The organism is Paenibacillus vietnamensis (assembly GCF_020169515.1).
GTDB classification, from domain to species: Bacteria; Bacillota; Bacilli; order Paenibacillales; family Paenibacillaceae; genus Pristimantibacillus; species Pristimantibacillus vietnamensis.
The window spans coordinates 500376-524130 of the sequence record NZ_JAHMHW010000004.1; the positions used below are offsets into that span (position 1 = coordinate 500376).

The 23755-nt window shown below is 51.1% G+C and carries 19 protein-coding genes and 1 pseudogene; 5 read left to right on the plus strand and 15 right to left on the minus strand.

Annotated features, from left to right (window positions below; all coding sequences use genetic code 11):
• Nucleotides 1-238: 238 nt before the first annotated feature.
• The 6 genes and pseudogenes from KP806_RS12450 to KP806_RS12475 form a co-directional block, all read right to left on the minus strand.
• A complete protein-coding gene (locus KP806_RS12450) occupies nucleotides 239-505 on the minus strand; it encodes a Beta-galactosidase C-terminal domain (protein ID WP_318153599.1) in 267 nt (88 codons plus the stop codon).
• Nucleotides 506-781 (minus strand): annotated as a pseudogene (locus KP806_RS27590) (beta-galactosidase trimerization domain-containing protein); the annotation flags it as partial. It lies immediately after the preceding gene.
• A gap of 20 nt (nucleotides 782-801) precedes the next feature.
• Nucleotides 802-1167, minus strand: coding sequence for a beta-galactosidase (locus KP806_RS12460; RefSeq protein ID WP_224723993.1), 366 nt, complete (start codon nucleotides 1165-1167; stop codon nucleotides 802-804).
• 42 nt (nucleotides 1168-1209) lie between these two features.
• A complete protein-coding gene (locus KP806_RS12465) occupies nucleotides 1210-2118 on the minus strand; it encodes a carbohydrate ABC transporter permease (protein WP_224723994.1) in 909 nt (302 codons plus the stop codon).
• Nucleotides 2119-2136: 18 nt separating this feature from the next.
• Nucleotides 2137-3054: an ABC transporter permease gene (locus tag KP806_RS12470; protein WP_224723995.1), complete on the minus strand. Its 918-nt coding sequence runs from the start codon at nucleotides 3052-3054 to the stop codon at nucleotides 2137-2139.
• A gap of 76 nt (nucleotides 3055-3130) precedes the next feature.
• Nucleotides 3131-4816, minus strand: coding sequence for a type 2 periplasmic-binding domain-containing protein (locus tag KP806_RS12475; RefSeq protein WP_224723996.1), 1686 nt, complete (start codon nucleotides 4814-4816; stop codon nucleotides 3131-3133).
• A gap of 391 nt (nucleotides 4817-5207) precedes the next feature.
• On the opposite strand from KP806_RS12475, the gene KP806_RS12480 reads away from it, so the two are divergent.
• Nucleotides 5208-6023 (plus strand): AraC family transcriptional regulator, encoded by an 816-nt coding sequence (locus KP806_RS12480; RefSeq protein ID WP_224723997.1) that lies wholly within the window; start codon nucleotides 5208-5210, stop codon nucleotides 6021-6023.
• Here KP806_RS12480 and KP806_RS12485 read toward each other — a convergent pair.
• From KP806_RS12485 to KP806_RS12505, 5 genes are read right to left on the minus strand one after another with little or no spacing between them, the layout of a single operon-like run.
• Nucleotides 6020-7603, minus strand: a complete 1584-nt coding sequence (locus tag KP806_RS12485; RefSeq protein WP_224723998.1) for a response regulator — start codon at nucleotides 7601-7603, stop codon at nucleotides 6020-6022. The two genes, KP806_RS12480 and KP806_RS12485, sit on opposite strands and share 4 nt — an antisense overlap.
• Nucleotides 7581-9335, minus strand: coding sequence for a sensor histidine kinase (locus tag KP806_RS12490; RefSeq protein WP_224723999.1), 1755 nt, complete (start codon nucleotides 9333-9335; stop codon nucleotides 7581-7583). Before KP806_RS12490 ends, KP806_RS12485 begins: the two co-directional genes overlap by 23 nt.
• A 29-nt stretch (nucleotides 9336-9364) precedes the next feature.
• Nucleotides 9365-10234: a carbohydrate ABC transporter permease gene (locus KP806_RS12495; RefSeq protein WP_224724000.1), complete on the minus strand. Its 870-nt coding sequence runs from the start codon at nucleotides 10232-10234 to the stop codon at nucleotides 9365-9367.
• Nucleotides 10235-10252: 18 nt separating this feature from the next.
• Nucleotides 10253-11164, minus strand: coding sequence for an ABC transporter permease (locus tag KP806_RS12500; protein ID WP_224724001.1), 912 nt, complete (start codon nucleotides 11162-11164; stop codon nucleotides 10253-10255).
• 7 nt (nucleotides 11165-11171) lie between these two features.
• The gene (locus KP806_RS12505; protein ID WP_224724002.1) at nucleotides 11172-12806 is read right to left on the minus strand and encodes an extracellular solute-binding protein; all 1635 of its coding nucleotides are present in this window, start codon (nucleotides 12804-12806) and stop codon (nucleotides 11172-11174) included.
• 215 nt (nucleotides 12807-13021) lie between these two features.
• Here KP806_RS12505 and KP806_RS12510 point away from each other — a divergent pair, with 215 nt between their 5' ends.
• Together KP806_RS12510 and KP806_RS12515 are read left to right on the plus strand one after the other, a co-directional pair.
• The gene (locus KP806_RS12510; RefSeq protein ID WP_224724003.1) at nucleotides 13022-15037 is read left to right on the plus strand and encodes a beta-galactosidase; all 2016 of its coding nucleotides are present in this window, start codon (nucleotides 13022-13024) and stop codon (nucleotides 15035-15037) included.
• Nucleotides 15038-15062: 25 nt separating this feature from the next.
• Nucleotides 15063-16496 (plus strand): alpha-L-fucosidase, encoded by a 1434-nt coding sequence (locus tag KP806_RS12515; RefSeq protein ID WP_224724004.1) that lies wholly within the window; start codon nucleotides 15063-15065, stop codon nucleotides 16494-16496.
• A 1339-nt stretch (nucleotides 16497-17835) separates the two neighbouring features.
• On the opposite strand, the gene KP806_RS12520 is transcribed toward KP806_RS12515, so the two are convergent.
• The 4 genes from KP806_RS12520 to KP806_RS12535 are packed head-to-tail and all read right to left on the minus strand — an operon-like array spanning nucleotide 17836 to nucleotide 21516.
• On the minus strand, nucleotides 17836-18762 hold the full coding sequence (locus tag KP806_RS12520) for an alpha/beta hydrolase (RefSeq protein ID WP_224724005.1): 927 nt from the start codon (nucleotides 18760-18762) through the stop codon (nucleotides 17836-17838).
• 20 nt (nucleotides 18763-18782) lie between these two features.
• On the minus strand, nucleotides 18783-19415 hold the full coding sequence (locus tag KP806_RS12525; RefSeq protein ID WP_224724006.1) for a bifunctional 4-hydroxy-2-oxoglutarate aldolase/2-dehydro-3-deoxy-phosphogluconate aldolase: 633 nt from the start codon (nucleotides 19413-19415) through the stop codon (nucleotides 18783-18785).
• Nucleotides 19416-19444: 29 nt separating this feature from the next.
• Complete coding sequence (mutY, locus tag KP806_RS12530; protein WP_224724007.1) at nucleotides 19445-20638, minus strand: A/G-specific adenine glycosylase; 1194 nt, start codon at nucleotides 20636-20638, stop codon at nucleotides 19445-19447.
• Nucleotides 20638-21516, minus strand: a complete 879-nt coding sequence (locus KP806_RS12535; RefSeq protein ID WP_224724008.1) for an AraC family transcriptional regulator — start codon at nucleotides 21514-21516, stop codon at nucleotides 20638-20640. Before KP806_RS12535 ends, mutY begins: the two co-directional genes overlap by 1 nt.
• A 171-nt stretch (nucleotides 21517-21687) precedes the next feature.
• On the opposite strand from KP806_RS12535, the gene KP806_RS12540 reads away from it, so the two are divergent.
• Both KP806_RS12540 and KP806_RS12545 read left to right on the plus strand, forming a co-directional pair.
• Nucleotides 21688-22029, plus strand: a complete 342-nt coding sequence (locus tag KP806_RS12540) for a c-type cytochrome (protein ID WP_224724009.1) — start codon at nucleotides 21688-21690, stop codon at nucleotides 22027-22029.
• Nucleotides 22030-22389: 360 nt separating this feature from the next.
• A partial coding sequence (locus KP806_RS12545; protein ID WP_224724010.1) for an IS3 family transposase occupies nucleotides 22390-23755 on the plus strand: 1366 nt, incomplete at its 3' end.

The following is a 23755-nucleotide window of genomic DNA, read 5'->3' on the forward strand; positions in this document are numbered from 1 at the left end:
AAATTAAAGTGTTGCCGCTGAGACTGGAAGCCTCCTTTGAAACCGGCTTTCAGCATGTCAGTTATTTTTCAAAATGATTCAAGCACTACATGAAGATGACGCCTTCCGAATACAATGCCCATTACTCTTCCGGAAATTAACTTCTGCTTGCTCATGGAAACGGCAGTCAAAATAAAAAAATGGCGATGCCTATCATACCGGCACCGCCATTCATTTATATGTGTTCGACTGATTTGCGCTATTGCGCCCAAACTACGATTTCGACGCCATAAGGCTCCATATCCAAATCCGGTCCGACCGTTGCCTCCGCAAGCAGTCCGTAGAATGGGCCTCCCAGAGGCACCGTGTTCCGCTGGCGGCTCAAATTGGTAATGAACAGAAAACGGGAATCGCCTTTCTCGCGTATCGAAATCTGCACTCCATCAGGCAGGCCCGCAAAGCAGCCAACACCCGCTTCTTCCGCGGCATCGCGGAACAATTCCGTGTAGAAACCCTCCTCGGCCACCGTTCCCAAATAAATGATCTGTCCTTGCCCAAGCTTATGGCGGGTAGCCGCCGGCTCGCCAGCAAAGAAATCGTCCTCTTACCAGGCAATCGGCTCAGCCCCCTCGGGGGACAAGACATCGCACCACTGGCTGCATGCATACGATCGGCCTTGTTTGGTGCGGATGGAATTCGAATCGAGGCCGATAAGGTCGTATTCGGAGACGCGCACTCCCGCCGCATCGGCAAGCGGTCCGGGGAGCGGCTTCAGCCAGCAAACATTATGGTCATTCTTCACCCCTGTCCGGGGGTTCAAGATCAGCGTGGCCCCGTTACGGACGCAGTCTTCAAGATGCCGTGGCAGCGGTGTCCTCGTACTCCAGGGTAACGAGGTTGCTGCTGAGCGTCGACAGGCAGCACATCGGGATATCGCTGCGTTAGCCAGTTCGGAGGCGTGCACGTCGGAGTGCCCAATACAACTTGTATTCCCCGTCGATGGAATACCTCGATGGCATCGTCAAGCCATTCAAAGCGATATTCTCCTTCATTCGGTTCCAGACGAGACCAGGCGAATTCGGCTAGACGCACGATTCTGACTCCGGTTCGGCGCATCATCTCCGCATCCTCGTCCCACATCGAGCGGTTCCATTGCTCAGGATAATACACCATGCCCATTCTTGTCATCGTTCAAGACCTCCGTCTTTTCAAACCATGTTGTACGTTCTTCTATTCCTTTACGGATCCCACCATAACGCCTTTGACGAAGTACTTCTGCACAAAGGGATAGATAAGCAGAATCGGAATCGTCGTAATAACAATCAACGAATATTTCAGCAACGTCTCCATATTTTGCATCAGCGTTAGCCTCTGGGTATCGAGCGTCGCCGACATGCTAGTATAGTCGATTTTATTCTCGACCAGGATCTGGCGCAGCACGAGCTGCAACGGGTACAGAGACTGGGAATTCAAAAAGATCAGCGCGTTGAAGTACGAGTTCCACAGTCCGACCGCCGACCACAGGATCAAAACGGCCAGGATCGGCTTGGATAACGGCAGCGCGATGCGCGTCAAGAACCGAAAATCTCCGCAGCCGTCCAGTTGGGCCGCTTCGTAAAGCTCCTTGGGCAATGAGGACTGGAAGAAGGTCTTGGCAATGATAATAGAGAAGATATTCAGCGCCGACGGCACGATGATCGCCCAAGGCGTGTTCAGCATGCCCAGTTGCTTGACCACGAGGTAAAAAGGAATCAGGCCTCCGTTAAACAGCATGGCAAACAAAATAGCCCAAATCCAGACGCTCCGCCCAACCATCTCTTTCCTCGACAACGGATAGGCCATCATCACTGTAAGAGCAACGCTCAGCAAGGTGCCCCCTATGGTATACAGCAGGGAATTGGCGAATCCGGTCCATACCGCATTGTACTTAAATACCCCAATGTATCCGTCCAGCGTGGGATCCACCGGCCACAGCCATACCTTGCCGCTCTGAACGGCCGCCCCCGAACTGAATGAAGAGCTTACAATAAATAGAAGCGGATACAGGACAAGAAGGAGAACCAACGTCAAGCCTGCATATATGAAAAATAAAAAAACGCGGTCCGCCCTGGACTCTCGGATCGTGGTTGTGTGACGCATAACGGATATCCTCCTATCCTAGAACAGACTGCTGTCCGAGACTTTTCGAGCGCAGTAGTTGACTGTCGTTATCAAGATCAAACCAATAACCGCATTAAACAAACCAATTGCCGAAGCAAAGCTGAAATCTGCGTTAACCAGACCGACCTTATAAACGTAAGTGGATATAATTTCCGAGGAGCTCAGGTTCAGATTGTTCTGAAGCAGATACACCTTCTCGAAACCGACGCTGAGCAGCCCGCCAACGCTCAAGATCATCAGAATAATGATCGTCGAGCTAATGCCCGGCAGGTCAATATAGCGAATCTTCTGCAAACGGGTCGCGCCGTCGATCTTGGCGGCTTCATACAGCTCAGGGTTTACTCCGGCCAAAGCCGCAAGATAGATAATGGCCCCGTATCCCGTTTCTTGCCAGATTCCCGACCAGACATAGACGGAGGCGAAGCTATCCGCGCTGGCAAGCACGTTCGGAGGATTATTTTCGCCGAACAGCCTGGAGAAAAGGGACAGAGGACCGTTTGTCGGAGACAGCATGATTTGAACCATGCCTACTAAAATTACCGTTGAGATAAAATAAGGCGCATAAGTTAACATCTGCACGGCCTTTTTGAACCGGCCGTTTCTGACCTCGTTCAGAGCGAGTGCCAGTATGATGGCGCAGGGAATGGAAACGGCAAGATAATAGAGGCTGATGCTCAGCGTGTTCTTAAGCAACGGCCCGAAATACGGAGAGGACAGAAACAGCTCAAAATGCTGAAAGCCGACCCAAGGGCTTTCCCAAATGCCCAGCACCGGGCTGAAATTGCGGAATGCAATTTGCACCCCGAGCATCGGCCAATAACTGAACAGGATCAAAAAAGCCGTCGGCAGCGCGATAATGGCGTATAACGGCCAGTGCCGGACGATCCTGCGTTTTATCCCGTAACTTTGTCTCATGTCTATCCATCCTCGCTTAAAGAAGTTGCATCATCCTCTCCGGAAAGTCCGGCGAGGATGATGCGTATTGCCGCTATTATTCCAATGCTTCCAGACTCTTGATGACGGCATCGTCGCGCTTGAAGCTGCTCGTATCGAACGGGCTTACCATCGCGGATTGGGTGATGCTCAAGTATTCATCCAGCCCCAGCTTCTGAACGCCTGAGACGTAAGCATCCCAGTCTTTGCTTACCGATTTGTTGCCTACGATGAATTCGGCAGACCATTGCTTGACGTAATTGTTGATGTTTGTCTTAAGCAGCGAATATTGCTGAGATTGCTCTGGATCGATCCACATGGATGCAGGCACGACCTCCGCGGGCTGCTTGCCTTTATAGTCCTTCTCCGTATAGTAATGCAGCAGCGCTTCCGAGCCCGATCCATCCGGCGTAAAGGGAGATTTCGCGACGATGCTGTTGCGCCATTCTTCCGACTGATAGATCGGTCCGAGCTGGTTCCAACCCCATGTAAAAGGAGTAGGCGGCTGAATATCGATCTCGAACTTGGCCGGCGTGCCCACAAGCCCGGTCTCCCCCTCCTTGGCTTTGAACCAATACTCGCCTTCCGGACCGTAATCGGCAATCGTCGTGCCTTCCGTGGTCCAGATGAAATCAAGCAATTTCATGATAGCGATCTTCTCTTCCTCCGAAGCTTTATTCGTAATCGCGAATACGGCGCCGCTAACCCCATTGCCGCTGAAAGCCGCATATTGCACGCCATCCGGACCTTTCAGTGGCGGGATGGTTACCCAATTGATGACGTCATTCATGTTCTCCGAACCGACGACGCAGTTCATGCAGCCCCAAGGAACGACTCCAACCTCATGGTTGACGGCCTGCTTGCTGAGCACGTCATTGGTCTGCGTGAATGCCGAGCTGCTGATCAGCCCTTTGGTATAAAGCCGATTCATGTATTCCAGCCCCTTCTTCCAGCCATCCTGAATCGCGGCCAGCTCCACTTGACCGTTGTTGATCTGCAGATGATTGCCGCCATCATTGTAGACAAAAGCATTCATAAGAAAAGTGGTCGGATCGGAGTTCCAGCCGTCCGTGGAGCCTGTTAATGGCAGAATGCCATTCTCCTCGAAAACCTCCAGCATTTGTTCGAAATCCTCCGTCGTAGTCGGAATGCCCAAGCCATGCTCCTCAAGAAGAGGCTTATAGACCCAGAGCTTGCTGGAGTAATAGCAATGAAGACAATAGTTGTAGAACGGCAGCCCGTAGATGTTGCCGTCCGGAGCGAACAACCCCTGCTCCAGCGCAGGCGTATCCTGAATGGCGTTCCAGACGTTAGGCGCATGCTCCTGAAGCAGTTCGTTGAGTGGAACAAACACGCCTTGCTGTCCGTATTTCAACAAATCTTCATTGTTGAAACTCCCCGCCCAGAAGATCGACGGATAATCTCCACTGGCAAGCAGCAGCGGTTGCTTGGTGGCAACATCCGTATTCGGCACAGTGGACCACTCGATGTCCATATTGAAGTTCTCTTCCGCATATTCCGTGAACCAGTTGCTGTCAAGGCTCCCGTTAAAACTGGATGTGCCCGCGAACATATTCACCTTTACGGACTTATCGCCGGCGGGCGAATCCCCTGCGTTCGTGCCGGAGGCAGCTGGATTGACAGCGTTATCATTATTGCCAATACCGCTTTGTGAACAGGCTGCCAATAATCCCATAATTAGAATGACTGCCATCATCATCGCCATTTTTCGTGTGACGCTCATTGCCGATGCACCCCTTGTTTCATTTTATTTTCGACGGATTACGCTGCTGTGCCAAGCTTGGCAGGCACTGCACCACCTCCTTTTTTCTGAATATTCTGTTTTTTATATATAAGATTATTCTACTTTAATGATTCCATCCATCAATCACATCCCGAATAAAACAGATCGCCTTGAGCATATAAATGTAAGCACTTTGATGAAGTGGCGCACTGCTACTCTTTCAAGAAATGTTCTGAATATATTGGACTTTATGAAACTCCGCCTAATTTGTTTTATACATCTGATTCCTAACACAGCTTGATTATAATGGATAGCCACACAAAGTAAAATCAGGTATAATTAAAGCAATATATAATAAAATGAAAGTAGTGATGAAGCCTTGAAGCATTACATGAAACAAATGTTGGTTACCGCATTGGACCGAGCATTGCCAGTCTATATTGAGCTTATGGGCTGGAACGAATGGCAGGAGGAATTCGATCGGCCCGAAGGGTATCATTGCTACCACTGGCTACATACGACCAGCGGAGAAGGCCAATTCGAATGCTCCGGGACGACGGTAACATTAGCCCCCAATCAAGGCATTCTTCTCCCGCCTCATGTTCCTCATCGTTATGTCACGTTATCGCATCCCTGGTCTACCTGGTACGTTACCTTCAACGGCAATCTGGCGCCGACGATCGTATCTTCGCTTGGCCTCCCCACCTCCTCGGTGATTACCTGGGAGCCCGATTCCAGACTGGCCAAGCTTCACAGGAGAAGCCGCAATCTGGCGCAAAGCTATCTGAATTTCAACGGCATGGACGGCTCCGCTTTCCTCTATCGGTTCCTTATGGATTTGAAGCGCTATGGGCAAGTGGACAAGCAGCGCTCCCACTCCCAGCATTCGCTCCGCCTCATGCCTTTGTTCCGGTTCATGGAAGAAAACTTCCACAACCCGTCCATCGGCCTCGCCAACCTCTCCGATTACGCAGGCCTGAGCTCGCAGCGGTTGAACTATCTGTTCCGGATCACGTCCGGAATGAGCCCCTATCAATACCTGATTAATCTGCGCATTCAGAAAGCGAAAGAATTTCTGATCAATGACAAAACCCTTACCATCAAATCAATCGCTTCATTGGTGGGCTTTCTGGATGCCAGCCACTTCGTGTCCACCTTCCGAAATTTCGAGAACATGACCCCCCAGCGATTCCGTGAGCTGAACTAAGAGCTATCCCTGAATTCCTGAGGCGTGACGCCGAAATGTTCTTTGAAAACCTTGATAAAATACGTCGGATTTTTGTAGCCCAGACGTGCAGCAATTTCATATATCCTGTATCTGCTTTCCTTCAATAACACGACTGCATGATCCAACCGCAAGCGCAGCAAGTATTCAGAGATCGTTTCCCCCGTCTCCCTCTTGAATACTTTCGAGACATGAGTAGGATGCATATATACATAATCCGCGATAGCCTGCAGCGACACGTCTTCCGATAGATGCTCCTGCAAAAACTGATGGATTTGAGCAACCAGCGAGTGACGAGTAGCCGATGCCTCGGTATTCGATTCATTCTGCAGTCGCTCAAGAATGCCCCCAGCCCAATAGGCGAGCTCTTCAATGGTTTTCATTTCATTCGCTCCATGCAGTCGATAGTCGGCCAGCAACTTGCCACTTTTGTGCACAAAGTAAGAGAAGGCGGACTTCAGCGAGTAATAAATCTCGGACAAATGTTCATTGGAGCCGTTGTATTTGGATTTCCATTCCCCCACAATCTCATCCAGCTTCTCCTGCGCTCCCGCCCAATTGCCCGCTTCCAGCAAATGCGGAAATAAGGGGGGGGAGTAGAGAGAGCCTACCACATGAGAAGATGGTCTCTTGTGCTCACCGCCAAGTCGTACGACCAAATCATGCTCATGTCCAACTTGCGAGCGCATCGTGGCAATGCAGCGCTGATAAAGGTCTTCCAATCCGCTCGCAAGCGTTTCGATCGGCGACAGCACCAACGTAATGGCAAGATGCAGCAGTTGATTGACGACCCGTCTCATCTCATCAGCCAGTTGTTCGATGCAACGTTCGGTCAAATCCCCGGAATTGCGTCGGATGACAAACACCAGATTACCGTAGAGATCTTCGCTGCTCCAGCTTTTGACGGATTCCGACAGCAGTTCCTCCACAATATTCGCGACGGCAAACCCGAGTACAGGCATATCCGACGGTTGATATCGCATATACGCATCCTTGATGCGGATGAGTATTAGTGATACGTCATCATCGGAGCGGATTGGAATATCGTACAGTTCCAATTGTTCCGCCAATTTGGCCTTAGAAATCGCTTGGCCCCGGATCAGGTTATTAAGCAGATTGGCACGCAGCACAGGAAGATTGCGATGCACCATAGCTTGCGAATGGACAAAAGCTCTTGCTTGCTCAAGCTCATCCCTTCTGGCATCAGCTGCCTCCTTAACGGCGGATAGCAACTCCGAGTCCTTGACAGGCTTGAGCAAATAATGAGACGCTTTATGCTTCAGCCCTTGCTGAGCGTATTCGAACTCCGCATGACCGGTCAAGAGCATGCAGGATGTATGCGGCCACTGGCTCTTGATCGTCTTAATCAGTTCTATGCCGGTTATACCCGGCATGCGAACATCGGTAATAACAATGTCAACTACCTCTGTCTGCATAACATCCAGCGCCTGTTTGCCGGAGTACGCCGCAAAACATGCCGTGATCCCAGCCTCCTGCCACGGAATACTCGCGATCATGCTATCTACCAGATGCTCCTCATCATCCACGATCAGCAGATTCATTGTCACTCGCCCCCTCACTCCAACGCAGCTCGACTCGAAGTCCTCCGGCAGTATTGCACGATAGCCTCAGGCCGGAATCCGCTCCGTAACGGAGCTGCAGCCTTCGATGAACATTCCGCAAGCCGCAGCTCTCCACGCGATCCTCGGGACTGCCGTTCAGCAGCCGCTGAAGCTCCAGGACCCTGACGGCTGTCATCGCCCCGCCGTTGTCCTCCACGCTCAGTACATACTCGCTTCCAGAGAGGCTGCCCGTTATCGTAATGACACCGTCGTCTTCCATCCGCTCTATACCGTGAATCAGCGCATTCTCAATGATCGGCTGCAGAATCAATCGGGGCACTTGGACCTCCATCAACCCCGGCATCACCCGGATAGAATATCGAATTCGCTTCATCCGCATCCGGTGAATGCTCAAGTAGTCGTCGGCGTTCTTCAACTCCTCGGAAAGCTTTACGAATTGATGCTCGACACGAGTGGTGTAACGATAGTAGTCGGAGAGATGGTAGGCCATGTTAATCACGGCATCCTTGTTGCCAAGCTTGGTCATACTGACCACATAGGTCAAGCTGTTGTAGAGAAAATGCGGATTGATCTGGGATTGCAGCTGCTTAAGCTCGGCTTCGCGAGCATGCAGCTTCTGCTCCAGCACATTCTCGATCAATTGCTGAATCTGCTCCGCCATATCGTTGAACCTGGTGATCACCAACCTGAATTCATTTTTAACCTGCAGCGGAATTCTTGATTTGTACTGACCCATTTTAATCTGCTGCACCCCTTTCACAAGCGCCCCCAAAGGTACCTGCACATTGCGGTAGAGCAGCCAGGAGACGACAATGCCGACGATTAGCAACAGCCCCAGTACCAGATAGCTGAATTGATTGACAGCCCGCAGAGGTGTAAGGATCTCGTCCAGTGGCACAATATGGACCACATAACCGTCAAGCGCCTGAACATCGGAATAGGTCAGCAGATACGAAATGCCGTCGAGCTTCAGCGTCATGTCTCCTTCGCTTGCAAGCGGAATACGCTGCAATGCCGACAGCCCTTGTTCAAGGAGAAGGGGCGGCATCGAGCTGGCAGACAAATAAGCTTCCCGTGATCTGTAGAACAACACCTCTCCGTTACCCTGCGACTTGAATTCATCCAGCATACGAATCACGTTGCTCATGTCAAAGCCGATCTCGATGATTGCATTCGCATTGTCAATGCCTCCTTCGTACTGTTCGAAGGTCAGATGAATCACCTTGCCAGGCTCGCCGACACCGCTGTGGTTCAAGATAAAATTCCAATTCTCCTCGCTTAACTCCCGAAGCCGCTCCGGATTGAACGACGTGCCGGGCATGGTGGACAAGGATTGCCCCGACTGCGGCGAATATACGGTGATATCATTGATCCAGTTCGTAGAGGCGGCTTGCAGATTCAGCTTGTCAAGAATAATTTTCTTCTTTCTGATCTGCTCGTAATGACTTGCGTAAAGCACGGACAAATCTTGAAATTCAATCACGTTCGGATCACGCAGCAGCATGTGCGAAAAAGTTTCCAGCTGCATGATGATATAATTCATCTGCGTGCTTAGTGTCGACAGCCGGCTAATGTTCGACTGCTTCAGCTGGCCGGTGATGACATTTTCATTGATCCGGTTGGAGTACACCGAGAAGACCAGAACCGGCAGAAGCAATAAGACAAGCGAGCCGACCAGTTTGGAAAAGAGACTACGTTCTTTGTTGCTCATCCGCCACGACTCCTAAGTTTTTGCCTATTTTATTCTTTGACCGCTCCCATCGTCAAACCTTGCACGAAAAACCTCTGCAGGAAGGGATACACGATCAAAATAGGCAAGGCGCCAATCAGAATCTGTGCCGATCGAACGGTTCGCTCCGACAAAATCTGCAGCTGACCGGGATCAATGTTGGTATTGCGCATGTCCCCGCTCTGAATGATGGTTTGAAGGAAGGTCGCCAGCGGATACTTCCGGTAATCCGTCATGTAGATCAAACCGTCGAACCATGAATTCCAGTGCCATACCATTGCGAACAGCGACAGCGTAGCCAGGGAAGGAAGCGACAGCGGAAGGTAAATGGAAACCAATGACCTCATATACCCCGCTCCGTCAATATGCGCCGCCTCGTCAAGCTCTTTGGGAATAGCCCGAAAAAACTGCATCATCAGAATCGTATTAAACACATTGACGGCGGAGGGCAGGATAAGCGCCCAGAGCGTATTGGTCAGCTCCAGCTGGGTAACGACAAGATAGGTGGGAATCAATCCGCCGTTAAAGAGCATCGTAAATACGAAGAACCAGGCATAAAAGGATCTTCCGGCAAACGACCGCGAAAGCGTATATGCGGCCGTTACCGTCAATAACATGGAAAATAACGTGCCGACAACCGTCCTTTCCACCGAAAAGAGCAAGGAACGCAGAAAAGAAGGATTCGTCAGCGTTCTCAGGTAAGCCTCGGCCGTAAAATCGACCGGCCAAAAGTAGACCTGGTTAGCAGTAGCCGCGGAGCTGGAGCTAAAGGATACTGCTGCCACATGAATCAGCGGCAATATGCATAGTATGGCCAATACTGCCAAAAACATGGTGTTGCCCGCCGTAAACCAACGGTATGAGAGCGTCTTTTGATGCATCAGTTATCACCTGCCCCGTCAAAAAATCCGATAATTTCCAAATCGGTAGGCAAGCCGGTATGCCGCAACAATCAGTACGAAGCTGACTGCCGATTTGAACAAACCGACAGCGGTCGCGAAGCTGAATGCCCCGCTCATAAGGCCTACCCTGTACACAAAGGTATCGATAATGTCTCCTTGCTTGTAGACCAATGGATTATATAAATTGAAAATTTGATCGAATCCGGCATTGAGGATGTTGCCCAAGGAAAGTGTGCCCACTACCAGAATCACAGGCACCATCGCAGGCAGAGTGACATGCAGCGTCTGCTTGAAACGTCCCGCGCCATCCATCTCCGCCGCTTCATACAACGACATGTTGATGCCGCTCATCGCCGCGAGATAGATGATGGCGGAGAAACCGAACTCCTTCCACACGTCGCTTACGATGACCGTCACCCTGAACCATGTTCCGTCTCCGAGAAAAAACACAGGTTCGGTCCCCAAAAAAGATATCAATTGATTGATTATGCCTTTATTGCCTAGAATATCCGTCAATATGCCGCCGAGAATGACCCAAGACAGAAAATGAGGCAGGTACACCAATGTTTGAACAAATCGTTTGAATACAAGCTTGCCAACTTCATTAAGCAGCAAGGCAAAAACGATCGGTACCGCGATATTCGCGACAATTTTAAACGCAGCGATAATCAAGGTGTTATAGATCACTCGCAAGCTGTCGGGATACGTAAACATGTATTGAAAATGTTCAAAACCTACCCATGCCGACTTCAGCAGGCCCAAACGAGGTTTGTAATCTTGAAATGCCATGACCAGTCCGGCCATTGGCGCATAATTAAAAATCAGCAAGCAGATCACCGATGGCAATATGATCAAATGAAGAGGGAGGTGGCGAAACAACCCCCTCCTGCTCTTCCTTCCCTCCGTCATTCAAGCCTCACTCCTTTGCATTCACTGCTTGATACCAATCATTCACTTCTTTGGTGATTTCGTCGCCGCCTGAAGACTTCCACTTCTCCACAAAGGCATCGAATGCATCCGGCGATGTTTGGCCATATATAATTTCCATGAACATTTCGTTTTCCATTCTGCGCAGCAGCTCGCCCTTCTGAACCATTGTGGCCGTTGGCGGGCCGGTATAACGGTCAAATACAGCCGCATCGTCGAGATACGTTTCCAGAACGGCGGCCGCCTCCGCCCATTTTTTCGGTCTTGCCGAAAAATATTTCTCATAAGGCGTCTCCGGCGTCTCGCCCCTTCCCAGCTTGGCCATAACCTCAAGCTCCTTTTTCGGCGTTTGAATATCATTGCCATAGATGGAATACTTCTTAACGTCGATCCAGCCCCCTGGAATCTTGTCCTGCTCGTACACCGGCTCGCCGTCTACCATGACATAATCGTACCCTTCCGCCCAACCATTGGCGAATTCGGAATCCGGATCGTAGAAGCCGGGACCCATGATGGCATCCAAATAATCAAAGAAGGCGTCCATATGCTTAAAGTCCTTGTTGAAATAGAATCGGACAGACGATTGCGGCTCGCTGCCGAAACCTACCTTGCCATCGACTCCGGCAGGAACCGGGATCGGTCGATAATCAAACTCCATGTCCTGATTGAAAGGATAAGTCGCCATCCATGTCGGACCGAATACCATGCCCGACTTGCCCTGAACAAAGCTTTCCGCAGCCTTGGCTTCGTCCATAATGCCAGCGTCCTTATCCAGATAGCCCTTGCTCATCCATTCGCTCAGCTTGACCAGCCCTTCCTTGACCGTTGGCTGAATGGAGCCGTATTGCAGCGTTCCGTCGGCCGCCTCTGTCCAATAAGTCGGTATAGCCGCCTGACCGAAGAGAAAATCGCTGGATACCATATACGTATCCTTGACGGCTGTTACTCCTTTTTTAAGAGAAAGGGACAAACCGATCGTATCTTTTTGCCCGTTGCCGTCGGGATCCTTATTCACGAATGCGTCCATCACCGTCTCCATCTCTTCGACCGTGGCAGGCGGCTTCAGGCCCAATTGGTCCAGCCAGTCCTGGCGAATCCACAGGACGCTGAACGAGCTGACCGCGTTAAATGTAGGCAAACCATAATGAAGGCCATCATACGTCACCGTATTCCAGATCTCGGGATACTGCGCATACAGCTCTTTGAGCCGCGGCGAAGCATACTCTTCAAAGGCCTCGCCGATATCCATAACTTTGCCCGAATCGACAACCTGATTCTCGAGGGTGGGATTGTTCAGTGTGAAGACATCCGGAAGCTTGTCATTGGAATTGAGCAGGAGACGGAGCCTTGTATCATACGCCTCCCCGGTACCTACGCTCCAATCCACCTTGAAGTCGATGCCGAACTTCTCTTTGGCCCACCGGGTATGAACATTATCTTCGATCGTCTCTCCATTTTTGAATTTATTGTCCGATCCTACTACGCGCCCAAGGGTGATGACGGCTTCTCGCTTGGTACTTTCACCTTGCTCCGAGATTGGCTCCTGGCTGCAACCCATTGCCGACAACAGCAATGAGCCTGTCGCAAGCGTTATTGCCGTTTGCTTTGCCATTTTTTTCAACATGTCGTGACCTCCTGTTTCTCTATTCATACGCACAGTATATCCTTGCAAGGAAGGCGACATAAATAACAATATCACGAGATTTATATAACTATTTTGGTCTCTGTAAAAAAGGTTCATTTTCTTATATACTCACATCATTTTTTTATATTTCTTATTTCCATTTCACCATTTATCATAATTTTTATCTTTAATATTTTTATATGGCGGTGATCATCATGTTATTTGCAGGCGCAAATTACCATCCCCACGACTGGCCGCGTGAGCGATGGCGTCACGATATTGATCTGATGCGCAAAGCTTCTTTTAATATTGTGCGATTAGGCCATCTGTGCTGGGATAGCTTCGAGCCTTCGGAGGGCAACTATACCTTCGAGTGGTTTGATGAAGTGATGGAGCTGTTCGCCGAGGCTGGCATTAAAGTCGTTCTGGATATTGCGACCCGACCCGCCCCGACATGGCTTCACAGAAAATATCCTGAAATTTCGCTTACTGCGCCTGATGGCCTCCGAATGGAAGCCCACACGCGATATATGGAGGACATTGGCCACCCGGCCTTCCAGGAATACGCTTACGCCTTTGCCAAAACGCTGGTGACGCGTTACCGGCATCATCCTGCGCTGTACGCCTTCGGGCTCTGCAACGAGCTTGGCTCAGGCTCGCCCTCCTATTCCGGCGCAGCCAGGGATCGATTCGAAGCATGGCTTCGCAACAAATACATTACGGTCGAGCGACTCAATCGGGCCTGGACTTCCCAGCGTTGGTCCAGAAAGCTGAACAGCTTCAACGATGTTGTGCTGCCGATCTCCGGACAAGTGAAGGGCGCTCCGGAGCGATTGTTGGACATGTCTCGTTTTTATTCTGATGAGACACTGGCCTATATGCAAGGGTTAAGCGATATCGTCAAGGAACTGGCGCCGCACGCCAGGGAAACGACCAACCACTGGTCCGAGAATCCCGGCTACGGCTTCGATTATTTAAAGCAGTATCAAACGATCATCGATTTGCCCGGCATCGGCTTCTATCCGGGCACGAACCCGGAGGACCGGAGAGCGTTGTCGGCGGCCTGCTTTTTCATGGATCATCGGATCGGGGAGCTGGACGAGCCCATCTGGTGTCTGGAATTCCAGACAGGCGATTTCGGCGGGTACGCCTCTCCCCGCAATGCCATGCGAATGTATGCTTACCTTTCGCTGATTCACAGAGCGCAAGCCGTTTGCGCCTGGACATGGCGTACGATGCTTGGCGGCGAGGAGCAGTACGTGTTCGGTCTCCTAGATCACGACGGCATTCCCGGCTGGAAGTATGACGAGTTTAAACAAATCGCGGAGGAATTCAAGCTGCTGCAGGACAGAGGGCTCCCGCGAAAGACGAATGCAGAGATTGCCGTTGCCTATTCCTATGAAAGCCTAAAAGTAATGGCCGGAAACCGAAGCTTCTATAAGGCCGATTATACCGAGCAGGTCTTGCAAGCCTACGGTGCGCTTGAGCTCGCCAATCTGGACTGCAACATCGTCAATCTGCGCGACATTCGCAAAAGCTACAAGCTGCTGATCGTCCCCGGGCATGCGGTGATGGACAGCGAGTCGGCCGAGACTGTTCGTTCCTTTGTCGAACAAGGAGGCATAGTCGTAATGACGGCCTATTCGGCGAAGGTCAACACGCACAATCAGGTATTTGATACGGCGCAGCCAGGAGGCCTCAACGATGTATTCGGAATCCGAAGCGGAGCATTTGTCAGAACCCGCAGCCATACTCCTGCGGAGAATGCCGGCGGGCTAGAGAAATCCGAGCTGGGACTGGAGCGCGAGAAGCCAGCGATCATGATGGACTCCCGGGAACTCCAGCCCAAGATCGACTATTACGAGATTTTGGAGTCTCGCACGGCCGAGACTATGGCGGTTTTCACCAATACTTGGGAGTGCTCCCCCGCCGTTACGCGCAATCGCTACGGCAAAGGCGAAGCCATCTACGTCGCGCTGCCGGCAAACACAGAGTTTCTGGCGGTAGTGCTGGACTCTCTATATCCGGCGCTTGGTATTGACAAAGGTCCTTCAACGCCTCCTGGCGTATCCGCACGGCGACTGGATAATGGCGATATCCTGTATGTGAATACGACAGGAAAGCCTCAGACGTTGTCACTGCCTCGTTCCGGATTAGGCCTCTTGTCCGGACAATCGTTCGAATCCGAGCTGATTTTAGACGCTTATGATGCAGAGCTTGTACAATTCTAGAACCAATGAAAAGGAGAAATGATCCATGAGCCTATCAATTAAAGACCTTGCCCAGGTAGTCCCATCCCCACGCCAGCTGGCATGGCAACAACTGGAGTTCTATTCTTTCATCCACTTTGGCGTCAACACCTTTACGGATAAAGAATGGGGCCTTGGCGACGAATCTCCTTCCATCTTTAAGCCAACGGAATTCGATGCCAAGCAATGGGTGGAGGTGTGCAAATCCGCCGGCATGAAGGGTCTGATTTTGACCTGCAAGCATCATGACGGCTTCTGTCTATGGCCGAGCTCTTTCACGGAGCATTCGGTTAAACATAGTCCATGGCGAGGCGGCAACGGAGACATGGTCAAGGAAGTGGCGGATGCCTGCCGTGAAGGCGGACTGGCGTTCGGCGTATATTTGTCCCCGTGGGATCGTCATGACAAGCGCTACGGCTCTTCTCTCTACAACGATTATTTCAAAGACCAGCTGCGAGAACTGTTGACCGGCTACGGCGATATTTTTTGCGTATGGTTCGACGGCGCATGCGGCGAAGGTCCTAATGGAATGAAGCAGGTCTATGATTGGGACGGGTATTACGAGGTGATACGCGAGCTTCAACCCGGCGCCGTCATCTCGGTCTGCGGCCCGGATGTGCGCTGGTGCGGCAATGAAGCCGGGCATACGCGAGATTCCGAATGGAGCGTAGTTCCCGAGGAGCTGCAGGATTGCGAGAAGATCCAGGAGGCGTCCCAGCACGTAGATGACGGCGAGTTCTCCAAACGAGCGAACTCCCGCGACGAAAACCTGGGCAGCAGGGAAGCGGTCAAGGACAAGCCGAGCCTGATATGGTATCCGGCTGAAGTCAACACGTCCATCCGTCCCGGATGGTTCTATCATGCCTCCGAAGACGATCAGGTAAGAAGTCTGGAGAAACTTCTGGATATTTACTATAAATCGGTTGGCGGCAACTCGACATTCCTGCTTAATCTGCCCCCCGACAAGCGCGGATTGATTCATGAGAACGATGCCCGGCGAATGGAGGAGCTTGGCAGCAGACTAAGGGCTACGTTCAAGGATAATCTCGCTTCCGGAGGACGTGTATCGGCCTCGGAATCCCTTGACGGGCAGCACAAGGCCGAGCGAGTCCTGGATGGCGACAAAAACACGTATTGGTGCCCCAAGGAGGGGACGGAGCGAGCCAGCATCGAAATCGAGCTTCAGGAAGAAAACACCTTCGACACAATCGTGCTTCAGGAGCATATCGCATCCGGCCAAAGAATCGAGAGACTGTACATCGAATATTTAGCGGATGGCTCCTGGAACAAGCTGTATGAATGCACCGTTGTGGGATACAAACGAATTTGCAGCTTCCCTACGGTGAAGGCGAAGCAGGTTCGCTTGACGATCGCAGAATCCAGATGGTGTCCTACGCTTTCCGCGTTTGAAATGTATCTTAGTCCTCAGAATATCGGATAATGTACGAAACGGGCAGCCAAGGATATTATCCTTGCGCTGCCCGACTTTTTTTCACTACCTGCCCAGCCCTTTACAGATCCGTTCGTCATACCCGTAATAACGTAACGTTGTCCTAGCAAATAAATAATGACAACCCGCAGAATCGTCAATACGATATCCGCGCTAACCTGATTCCAACCATCAATGACGCCCGCCTCGTCCAGCTCTTTTGGCACAGTTCCGATAAAACTGTATAAAACAAATACGCTAAACGGAATTTGAGTCACCCTATTGCCGAGATCGATGTGAGTCCAAGCTCCAGTTGAAATGCCATGCTGAGCACATCGCCCTTCGATATGCCAAAGTCCTTCTGCCTTGCAGTTGCGCGTGTAGGAACAGCTTTAGGCACGCAGAAGTCGTTAACTTTTTCGTGTACTTATTTTGCTGGGATTAAGAGACCCAATCTGTCAACGTTCTCGTACATATAGAGTATGCTTGTCCATACGATGATCCTTTCAATGGATTATGGACAGGGCTACCTAACTTATCTATTGCAAATGATTTTTTTATGCGCAAGTTACGACAAAACAGTAAATCACGAATATTCAGATAACATTAATGAAACTAGTGTATCAGTATGAAGGAAAGGCCCTCCAATTCAGTTAAAGTTTTTTGAGAACACGTCTAATTCAATCATTAAACAACTTTATTTTCTCCGAGCCCCAATTTTATCTATCTAGATTAAAGAACTTTCTTTTCCCTCACCAGAAGATGGTGTGCCTGATCACCCATTTGCATCCTTGTAATCAAACTGTAATAAACCCCTAAGCTAAATTTCATCTTGCGCTTATATAATAGTCCCATGACCCCCCTTTATTATATATTCTCTCTTATTAGCCCGCGGCTTGCTTCGCGGGCCCTTTTTTTGTCCAAGCCATAGCGGCGAGAAGCGATTGCTTTAATACCAACTTTGTTAAAAGTCCATTAACTGGATTTTATGAATTTATTTTCGAGGAACTAACATTTTCCTGAAATATAACTGGATTTGATGTCGATAAATCGACCATTCTGGTATGAATTTATTTTTTCCCATGAAATAAGTGTATAAATTCCAGTTATTTCTAAAAAAATTCGGAAATTAGTCGATTTTATATTCATAGAATCCATTTATTCTAACCCTTCATCCTGATTATGATGCCCCGCGCCACCAATAACAGTCGGCTGAACCCCGCCCTCCTATAGGAAGGCATCCCATTTATCATCCAATGTTAAGTTCTTCTCATATTCGAATCTTAAATATAAAAAAACCGGCCCCATACATGGAACCGGCATTCATTACTAACACTAAATGTCTTACTATCTAAACGCGAAGAGTCTTCTCCAAAAAAGGCAGAACCCGGTCCCAAAAGGCCGGATCGCGCTCGGAGGAGCTGTGTCCGGGCGTCGATACGAACAGCGTCGTGACCGATTTCGCCGGAAGCTGCTCCTTCAGCCGATGCAAATCCGCCGCGGGGATATAGTCGTCCCCGTCCGAATGGATCATCAGCACCGGGGTGCGTCCGTCCCGGGCCGAGCCGGCGCGCCTTCCGAGCACCTCCGGGATATTCGCCGCCCGGAACTGCTTCCTTGTAATGCCGGCCCGCCATAGCCAGATTTGCGGGATCAGGTACGCCAGCGGGAAGAATGGCATTTTTTTGCGCTTCAGCTCCGCCTCCATCATCGTCTCAAAACGGACAGGCATTGAATCCGTAATGACCGATCGTACCTTGAGGCCATGGTCGAGAGCCAGCAAGGAGCCGAAGCCTCCGAGCGAATGGCCGAGAACGGATACCCGCTCCGGATCTATACCCCCAATACCGCGTGCCGCTGCAACCGCCGCCAGCACGTCGTCGCGGAACATCAGCGCGGAAGGAGCCTTGATCGCTCCGCTTTCCCCGTGGCTGCGGGCATCGTACATGAATATGGCATAACCAGCTTTATAAAGCGGATGTGCATAACGGAGAACCCGCGTCCTGTTGGAGCCCCAGCCATGGGCCACAACTACGGCCGGCAGGAGCTTCTCCGGTTCGCGGGAATCTGCTCCGAATCTCGGCAGCAGCAGCCAGCCCTTCATGACCGAGCCGCTGCTCGTGAAGAGCACCTCCCGCCAATCCGCCTCAACCTCAGGCACCTCGGCGTTAGCGACAACGCGCGGCTGCTGGCTTTTTGCGCCGATTTTCCAGACGAATGCGGTTAACGCGCCTACGATGCCGGCGGAGCCGGCAGCCAGCCATGAGACGAAGCTCATCACATCTCCCCCTTGCCCTGTTACAAGTCCTGAACGGCTGCGACAAACTGCCGCGCGCGCTCCGTCACCAGCTCCAGCTTTCCTTCCCTTACCCAGTCGAGGTTCACGAGCTTGCCGCCCATTCCGACCGCATTTGCCCCCGCCTTAAAATAATCCTTAATATTATGCAGGTCGACTCCCCCTGTGGCCATCATCGGAATGTCGTTCAGGGGGCCGCGGATTTCCTTCAGGTAGCCTACACCCAGCGTGCCCATCGGGAAAATCTTGACCGCATCGGCTCCGGCCTTCCATGCCTTCACGATTTCGGTCGGCGTCATAACGCCCGGCCAGACGGACAAGCCGCGTTCTCTTCCGTACGCGATCACTTCTTCGTCAAGGTTCGGAGATATGAGAAACTGGGCTCCAGCGGCAACGGCCTTCTCGGCCAGCGCGACATCCGTCACCGTTCCGGCGCCTACATATGCCTGTCCGTCGAACTTATTCCGCCAACGCTCGATCATGACCGGCGCTCCATCCGTATTCATCGTAATTTCCATCATGCGAATGCCGCCGTCGATCAAAGCCTGCGCAGCGCCGTCGGCGTGCCGGTCCTCGATCCCCCTCAGAATCGCCACAATTTTATGCTCCAGCAACAGGTCCAGCATCGTGCTCATAAAAACGGCCTCCTCTCTAAGCTACAATCCTATTTCCAATACTCCTTCAATATCCGTATAAACAAATTCGGAAACGGCAATGTTTCCATATCCTCTTTGCCAATCCAGCGGTAACCCGCCGCCGCTCCGCTGCCTGCCGCGTACCCTTCGGCCGCTTCGGCGGCCACCAAGCTTTCTTCCGCCGCGGCCGCAGCTTCGGACAAGCCGGCTTCCTCTCCCAGGTCCGCCTCATAGACCCGCATGTGCCAATGGATATGGCTGAAAACGTGATCCGCATCCATCAGCCAGCTGCGGGGGCGGATCAGCAGCCCCGTTTCCGCTTCCAGCATCTGCCCCAGCATGGCGGCAAGCTCTCCCTGCTCTTTTGGAGACTTTGCATCGAATATCCCCGACATGTCGTTTGGCAGCAGCAGATGCGGCAGCTCCCACATTTGGGCCAGCAAGCCCGTGTCCGGGCGCTGTCTTACTAATATTTTGCCGGCATTCCCGGCCATTCCCGTCACGACGACCGCAGCTCTGTACTCGGGGCGGGGAGGCTTGGCCTTCGTCTTGACCGGCAGCTCATGCTCTCTGCCCGCCAGCCGTCCGGCGCAGTGTTCCATCACAGGACAAGTAAGGCAGCCCGGCGATTTCGGCGTGCAAACCAGCGCTCCAAGCTCCATCAGCCCCTGGTTGAAATCCCCCGCGGCCCCTTCCGGAATGAGCGATGCCGCCAGCTTCTCGATACCGACCCTCGTCGCAGGTTTCGCGATATCCTCCTCCAGACAGAAGAACCGGGACAGCACCCGCATGACGTTGCCGTCAACCGCCGGCTCCGGCCGGTTAAACGCGATGCTCATAATTGCACCGGTCGTATATGGACCGACTCCCTTAAGTCCGGCCACGGAGGCTTTGTCGTCAGGCACGATGCCGCCGTAGCGCTCCATAACCTCGCGGGCACCGGCCTGCAAATTGCGGGCGCGCGAATAATATCCGAGCCCTTCCCAGCGCTTGAGCACCTCTTCTTCAGGCGCTTCCGCGAGCGCCTTGACGGTAGGAAACCTGCTCATAAAGGCGTTATAGAAAGGAATAACCGTATCCACTCTAGTCTGCTGCAGCATAATTTCCGACACCCATACCCGGTACGGATCCCGGTTGATCCGCCACGGAAGATCCCGTTTGATCTCGCGGTACCAGGCCAACAGCTCCCTGCCGAAAAACGCTTTGATCTCTTTTTCCTCCATTAAACTTCCCCTTCTCTGTTCGGCGGCAGCTCGTCCTTCAGATTGCCGGTTCCGTGCGCGGCGATCCGGCGGTATTGAACCGGAGTAATGCCCGTGTATCGTTTGAACAGCCGCGACAAATAATGATTTTGCATGCCGACCCGCTTCGCCACCTCCGATACGGACAGAGCCGTATCCGCTAAAAGCAGCTTGGCGTTTGCGATGCGGCGGTTCGTCACATACTGGATCGGGGAACAGCCCATCATGCTTTTGAAGGAAGTAATAAAATAATTCGGATGCAAAAAAGCCAGCCTCGCCAAATCCTCGACTTGTATGTTCAGGTGCAAATTGTCTTCGATATAAGCAAGCACCTCGTTCCATTTTACACCAAAGCCCTGATCGCTCACCAGATGCTGCTGGACCCGGCTCTCGTCCAAATAATAAGCGAGCATTTCAAGAAGCACGGCTTTCATCCTCAAATCCCGCGTAACGGAGGCAGATTGCTGAGCGGCGATCATTTTGGCAAAAAGATACTGCATCATCCGGTCGTCCTGTACGTTGACGAAATGCGGAAGCTGCAGCGATTTGATAAACTGGGTGTCGCTCAGCTCCATTCTGAAATGACACCAATAGCGGACAAACGGCTCGTCCCCTTCCGTTCCGAATGACTGCCGCGTGCCTGCAGGCAGAAAATACAGCGTTGCCGGCTCGACTGTGTAACTTTTATCATCTATATCTAACCATGCGCGCCCTTGGACCGTATAAGCGAAGCGGTAAAAATCCGGCTCCGCTTTATGCTCCGCCCAATTCGGCCCGCTTTCCGTATGAGCGCACAAGATCACTTCTGCATGGATATGGTTTAACTGATTCTGCAAAATTCGTTCGATTGTCGGTTTCATGAGGTCTCCTATGCATTTATCTGCGTTATAATTGAATCATATCCAATGTAGTAGGCCTAAAGCCTATTCTATTATACGGATTAACAGCATTATTGCATATGGACACCGTGTGAAAATTCCTAATTTAGTCCGAAAAATACCAGTATTTAGTTGTTTTTAGGAGGAGTAACCATGTTACTAGCACAAAAATTTCATTTAGCGGCAAAATTATTTACCTCACTTGGGATGATAATAATCATAATCGGCTGCGGCGTGGGAAAAGAGAGCGGCGCCCTGGACGGACCAGCCGAAGTCATGGCGGTGTACAAAGCCAACTGCGTCAACTGTCACGGGACGGAGCTTCAGGGGAAAATCGGCCCCAAAACGAATCTGCAGGAGGTCGGGAAGCGGATGAGCGCGGCGGATATTACCGGCCAAATCGAGCGGGGAGGCGAGACGATGCCGCCGTTCAAGGACCGCCTCACCGATGAGCAGATTGCGGGCCTTGCTGAGTGGCTTGCCGGGAAAAAATAATGCCTTGGCGGTAAGGCTTTCGGCGCAGGCAAGAGCTAATCGGGGCTGGACCTCAGGCTGCTGCCCGCCGTTCGAGGACTTAGGGTACGCTATTTGCACAAATATCCATGTTTTTGAGGTACCTTGGGACCTGCGATACGCTATTCACTCCAAATCGGCTCAAATTGGTCCAAAATGCGGGCCATAATGGAAACTCTTTCCGCCAAATCTTACGTTCCTTGCCCCCTCGCACTGGACTCCACCCACATCAAAAAAAGGATGCTCCCGGTAAACTGGTACCCATACACTGGACACTTTGAAAAAAGTGTTTAGTGTATGGGTACCTTTTTGTATACTGGAATGAACAGTGGGGGCGAGCTTATGAGTAAAAAACACTTTAACAAAAACGAGCAAGAACACTTAGCAAACAATCCGTTTGTCGTACGGGTAAGTGATAAATCGATTACTTATTCAGATGAATTCAAACGTCTGTTTATTGACGATTACCTATTAGGACGTACACCACGAGAGATTTTCGAGAACAATGGATTTAATGTGGACGTGCTTGGAATGAAACGGGTAGAGCAGTGCGCGGAACGTTGGAAGAAAGCTTACGAAGAAAACGGAATCATTGGATTAGCAGATTCACGCAAAGAAGCAGCTTTACGACCTTCAAAACGGAAATTATCTCCCGACGAGATCATTGCCAGACAGGAAGCGAAGATTAGACTTTTAGAGGCTCAACTGGATTATGTAAAAAAGTTAGACAGGAAAGAAAGGAGGCTAGCAGCAAACGGGAAAAACCTAAGCAAGAGTGAGCGGTTTGAACTTATTCAGGAAGCTGTACAACAAGGCTTGGGGCGGATGACACGTTATTTCTGCCAACTACTAGACGTGTCTCGCTCTGGATATTACAACTACATCAACTCTGCTGACAAGCGCCAGGAGCGTGCGCTAGAGGATGAACATGCAGGGACGCTCATCAAGAAAGCATTTAATCGAAGAGGCTTCAAGAAGGGCTGTAGATCCATTAAGATGACGCTGGAGAACGAGTATGATACCTGTTACAACCTTAAGCGCATTCGAAGACTCATGCAAAAATTTAACCTCGTGTGCCCTCATCGGAAACCAAACCCGTATCGACGTATAGCTAAAGCTACACTAGAACACCGTACGCTTCCCAATGAGTTGCAGAGGGACTTCAAGAAAGGTATTCCAGGCCTCGCGTTACTTACCGATATTACCTACCTTCCGTATGGCAAATCGCAGACGGCTTATTTGTCGACGATTCTGGATGCCTCCACAGGGGAGCTTCTAGCCAACAACCTATCCCATTCCCTCCATTTACCTCTAGCTACAGAGACCATTGAGTTGTTAACGAAACAGAGGCGCTTTAAACTCCATAAGGACGCCTTCATCCATTCCGACCAAGGAAGCCATTATACGAGCCCCATTTACCAGAATTTATTAAAGAAGAAGGGCCTTGGACAGTCGATGTCACGACGTGGTAACTGCTGGGACAATGCCCCTCAGGAGTCCTTTTTTGGTCATATGAAAGATCATGTTAAGAGCCAGAACTGTACAACGTTCGCCGAAGTACAACGAGAAGTTAACCGCTACATTCGTTATTACAACCATCACCGATATCAGTGGGGATTAAAAAAGATGACTCCTGTTCAATACGAGGGCACTGAAAAAGTTCCTAGTTCAATTAAACGAGCCCTACCTCGATTTCTCGAGGTAGGGC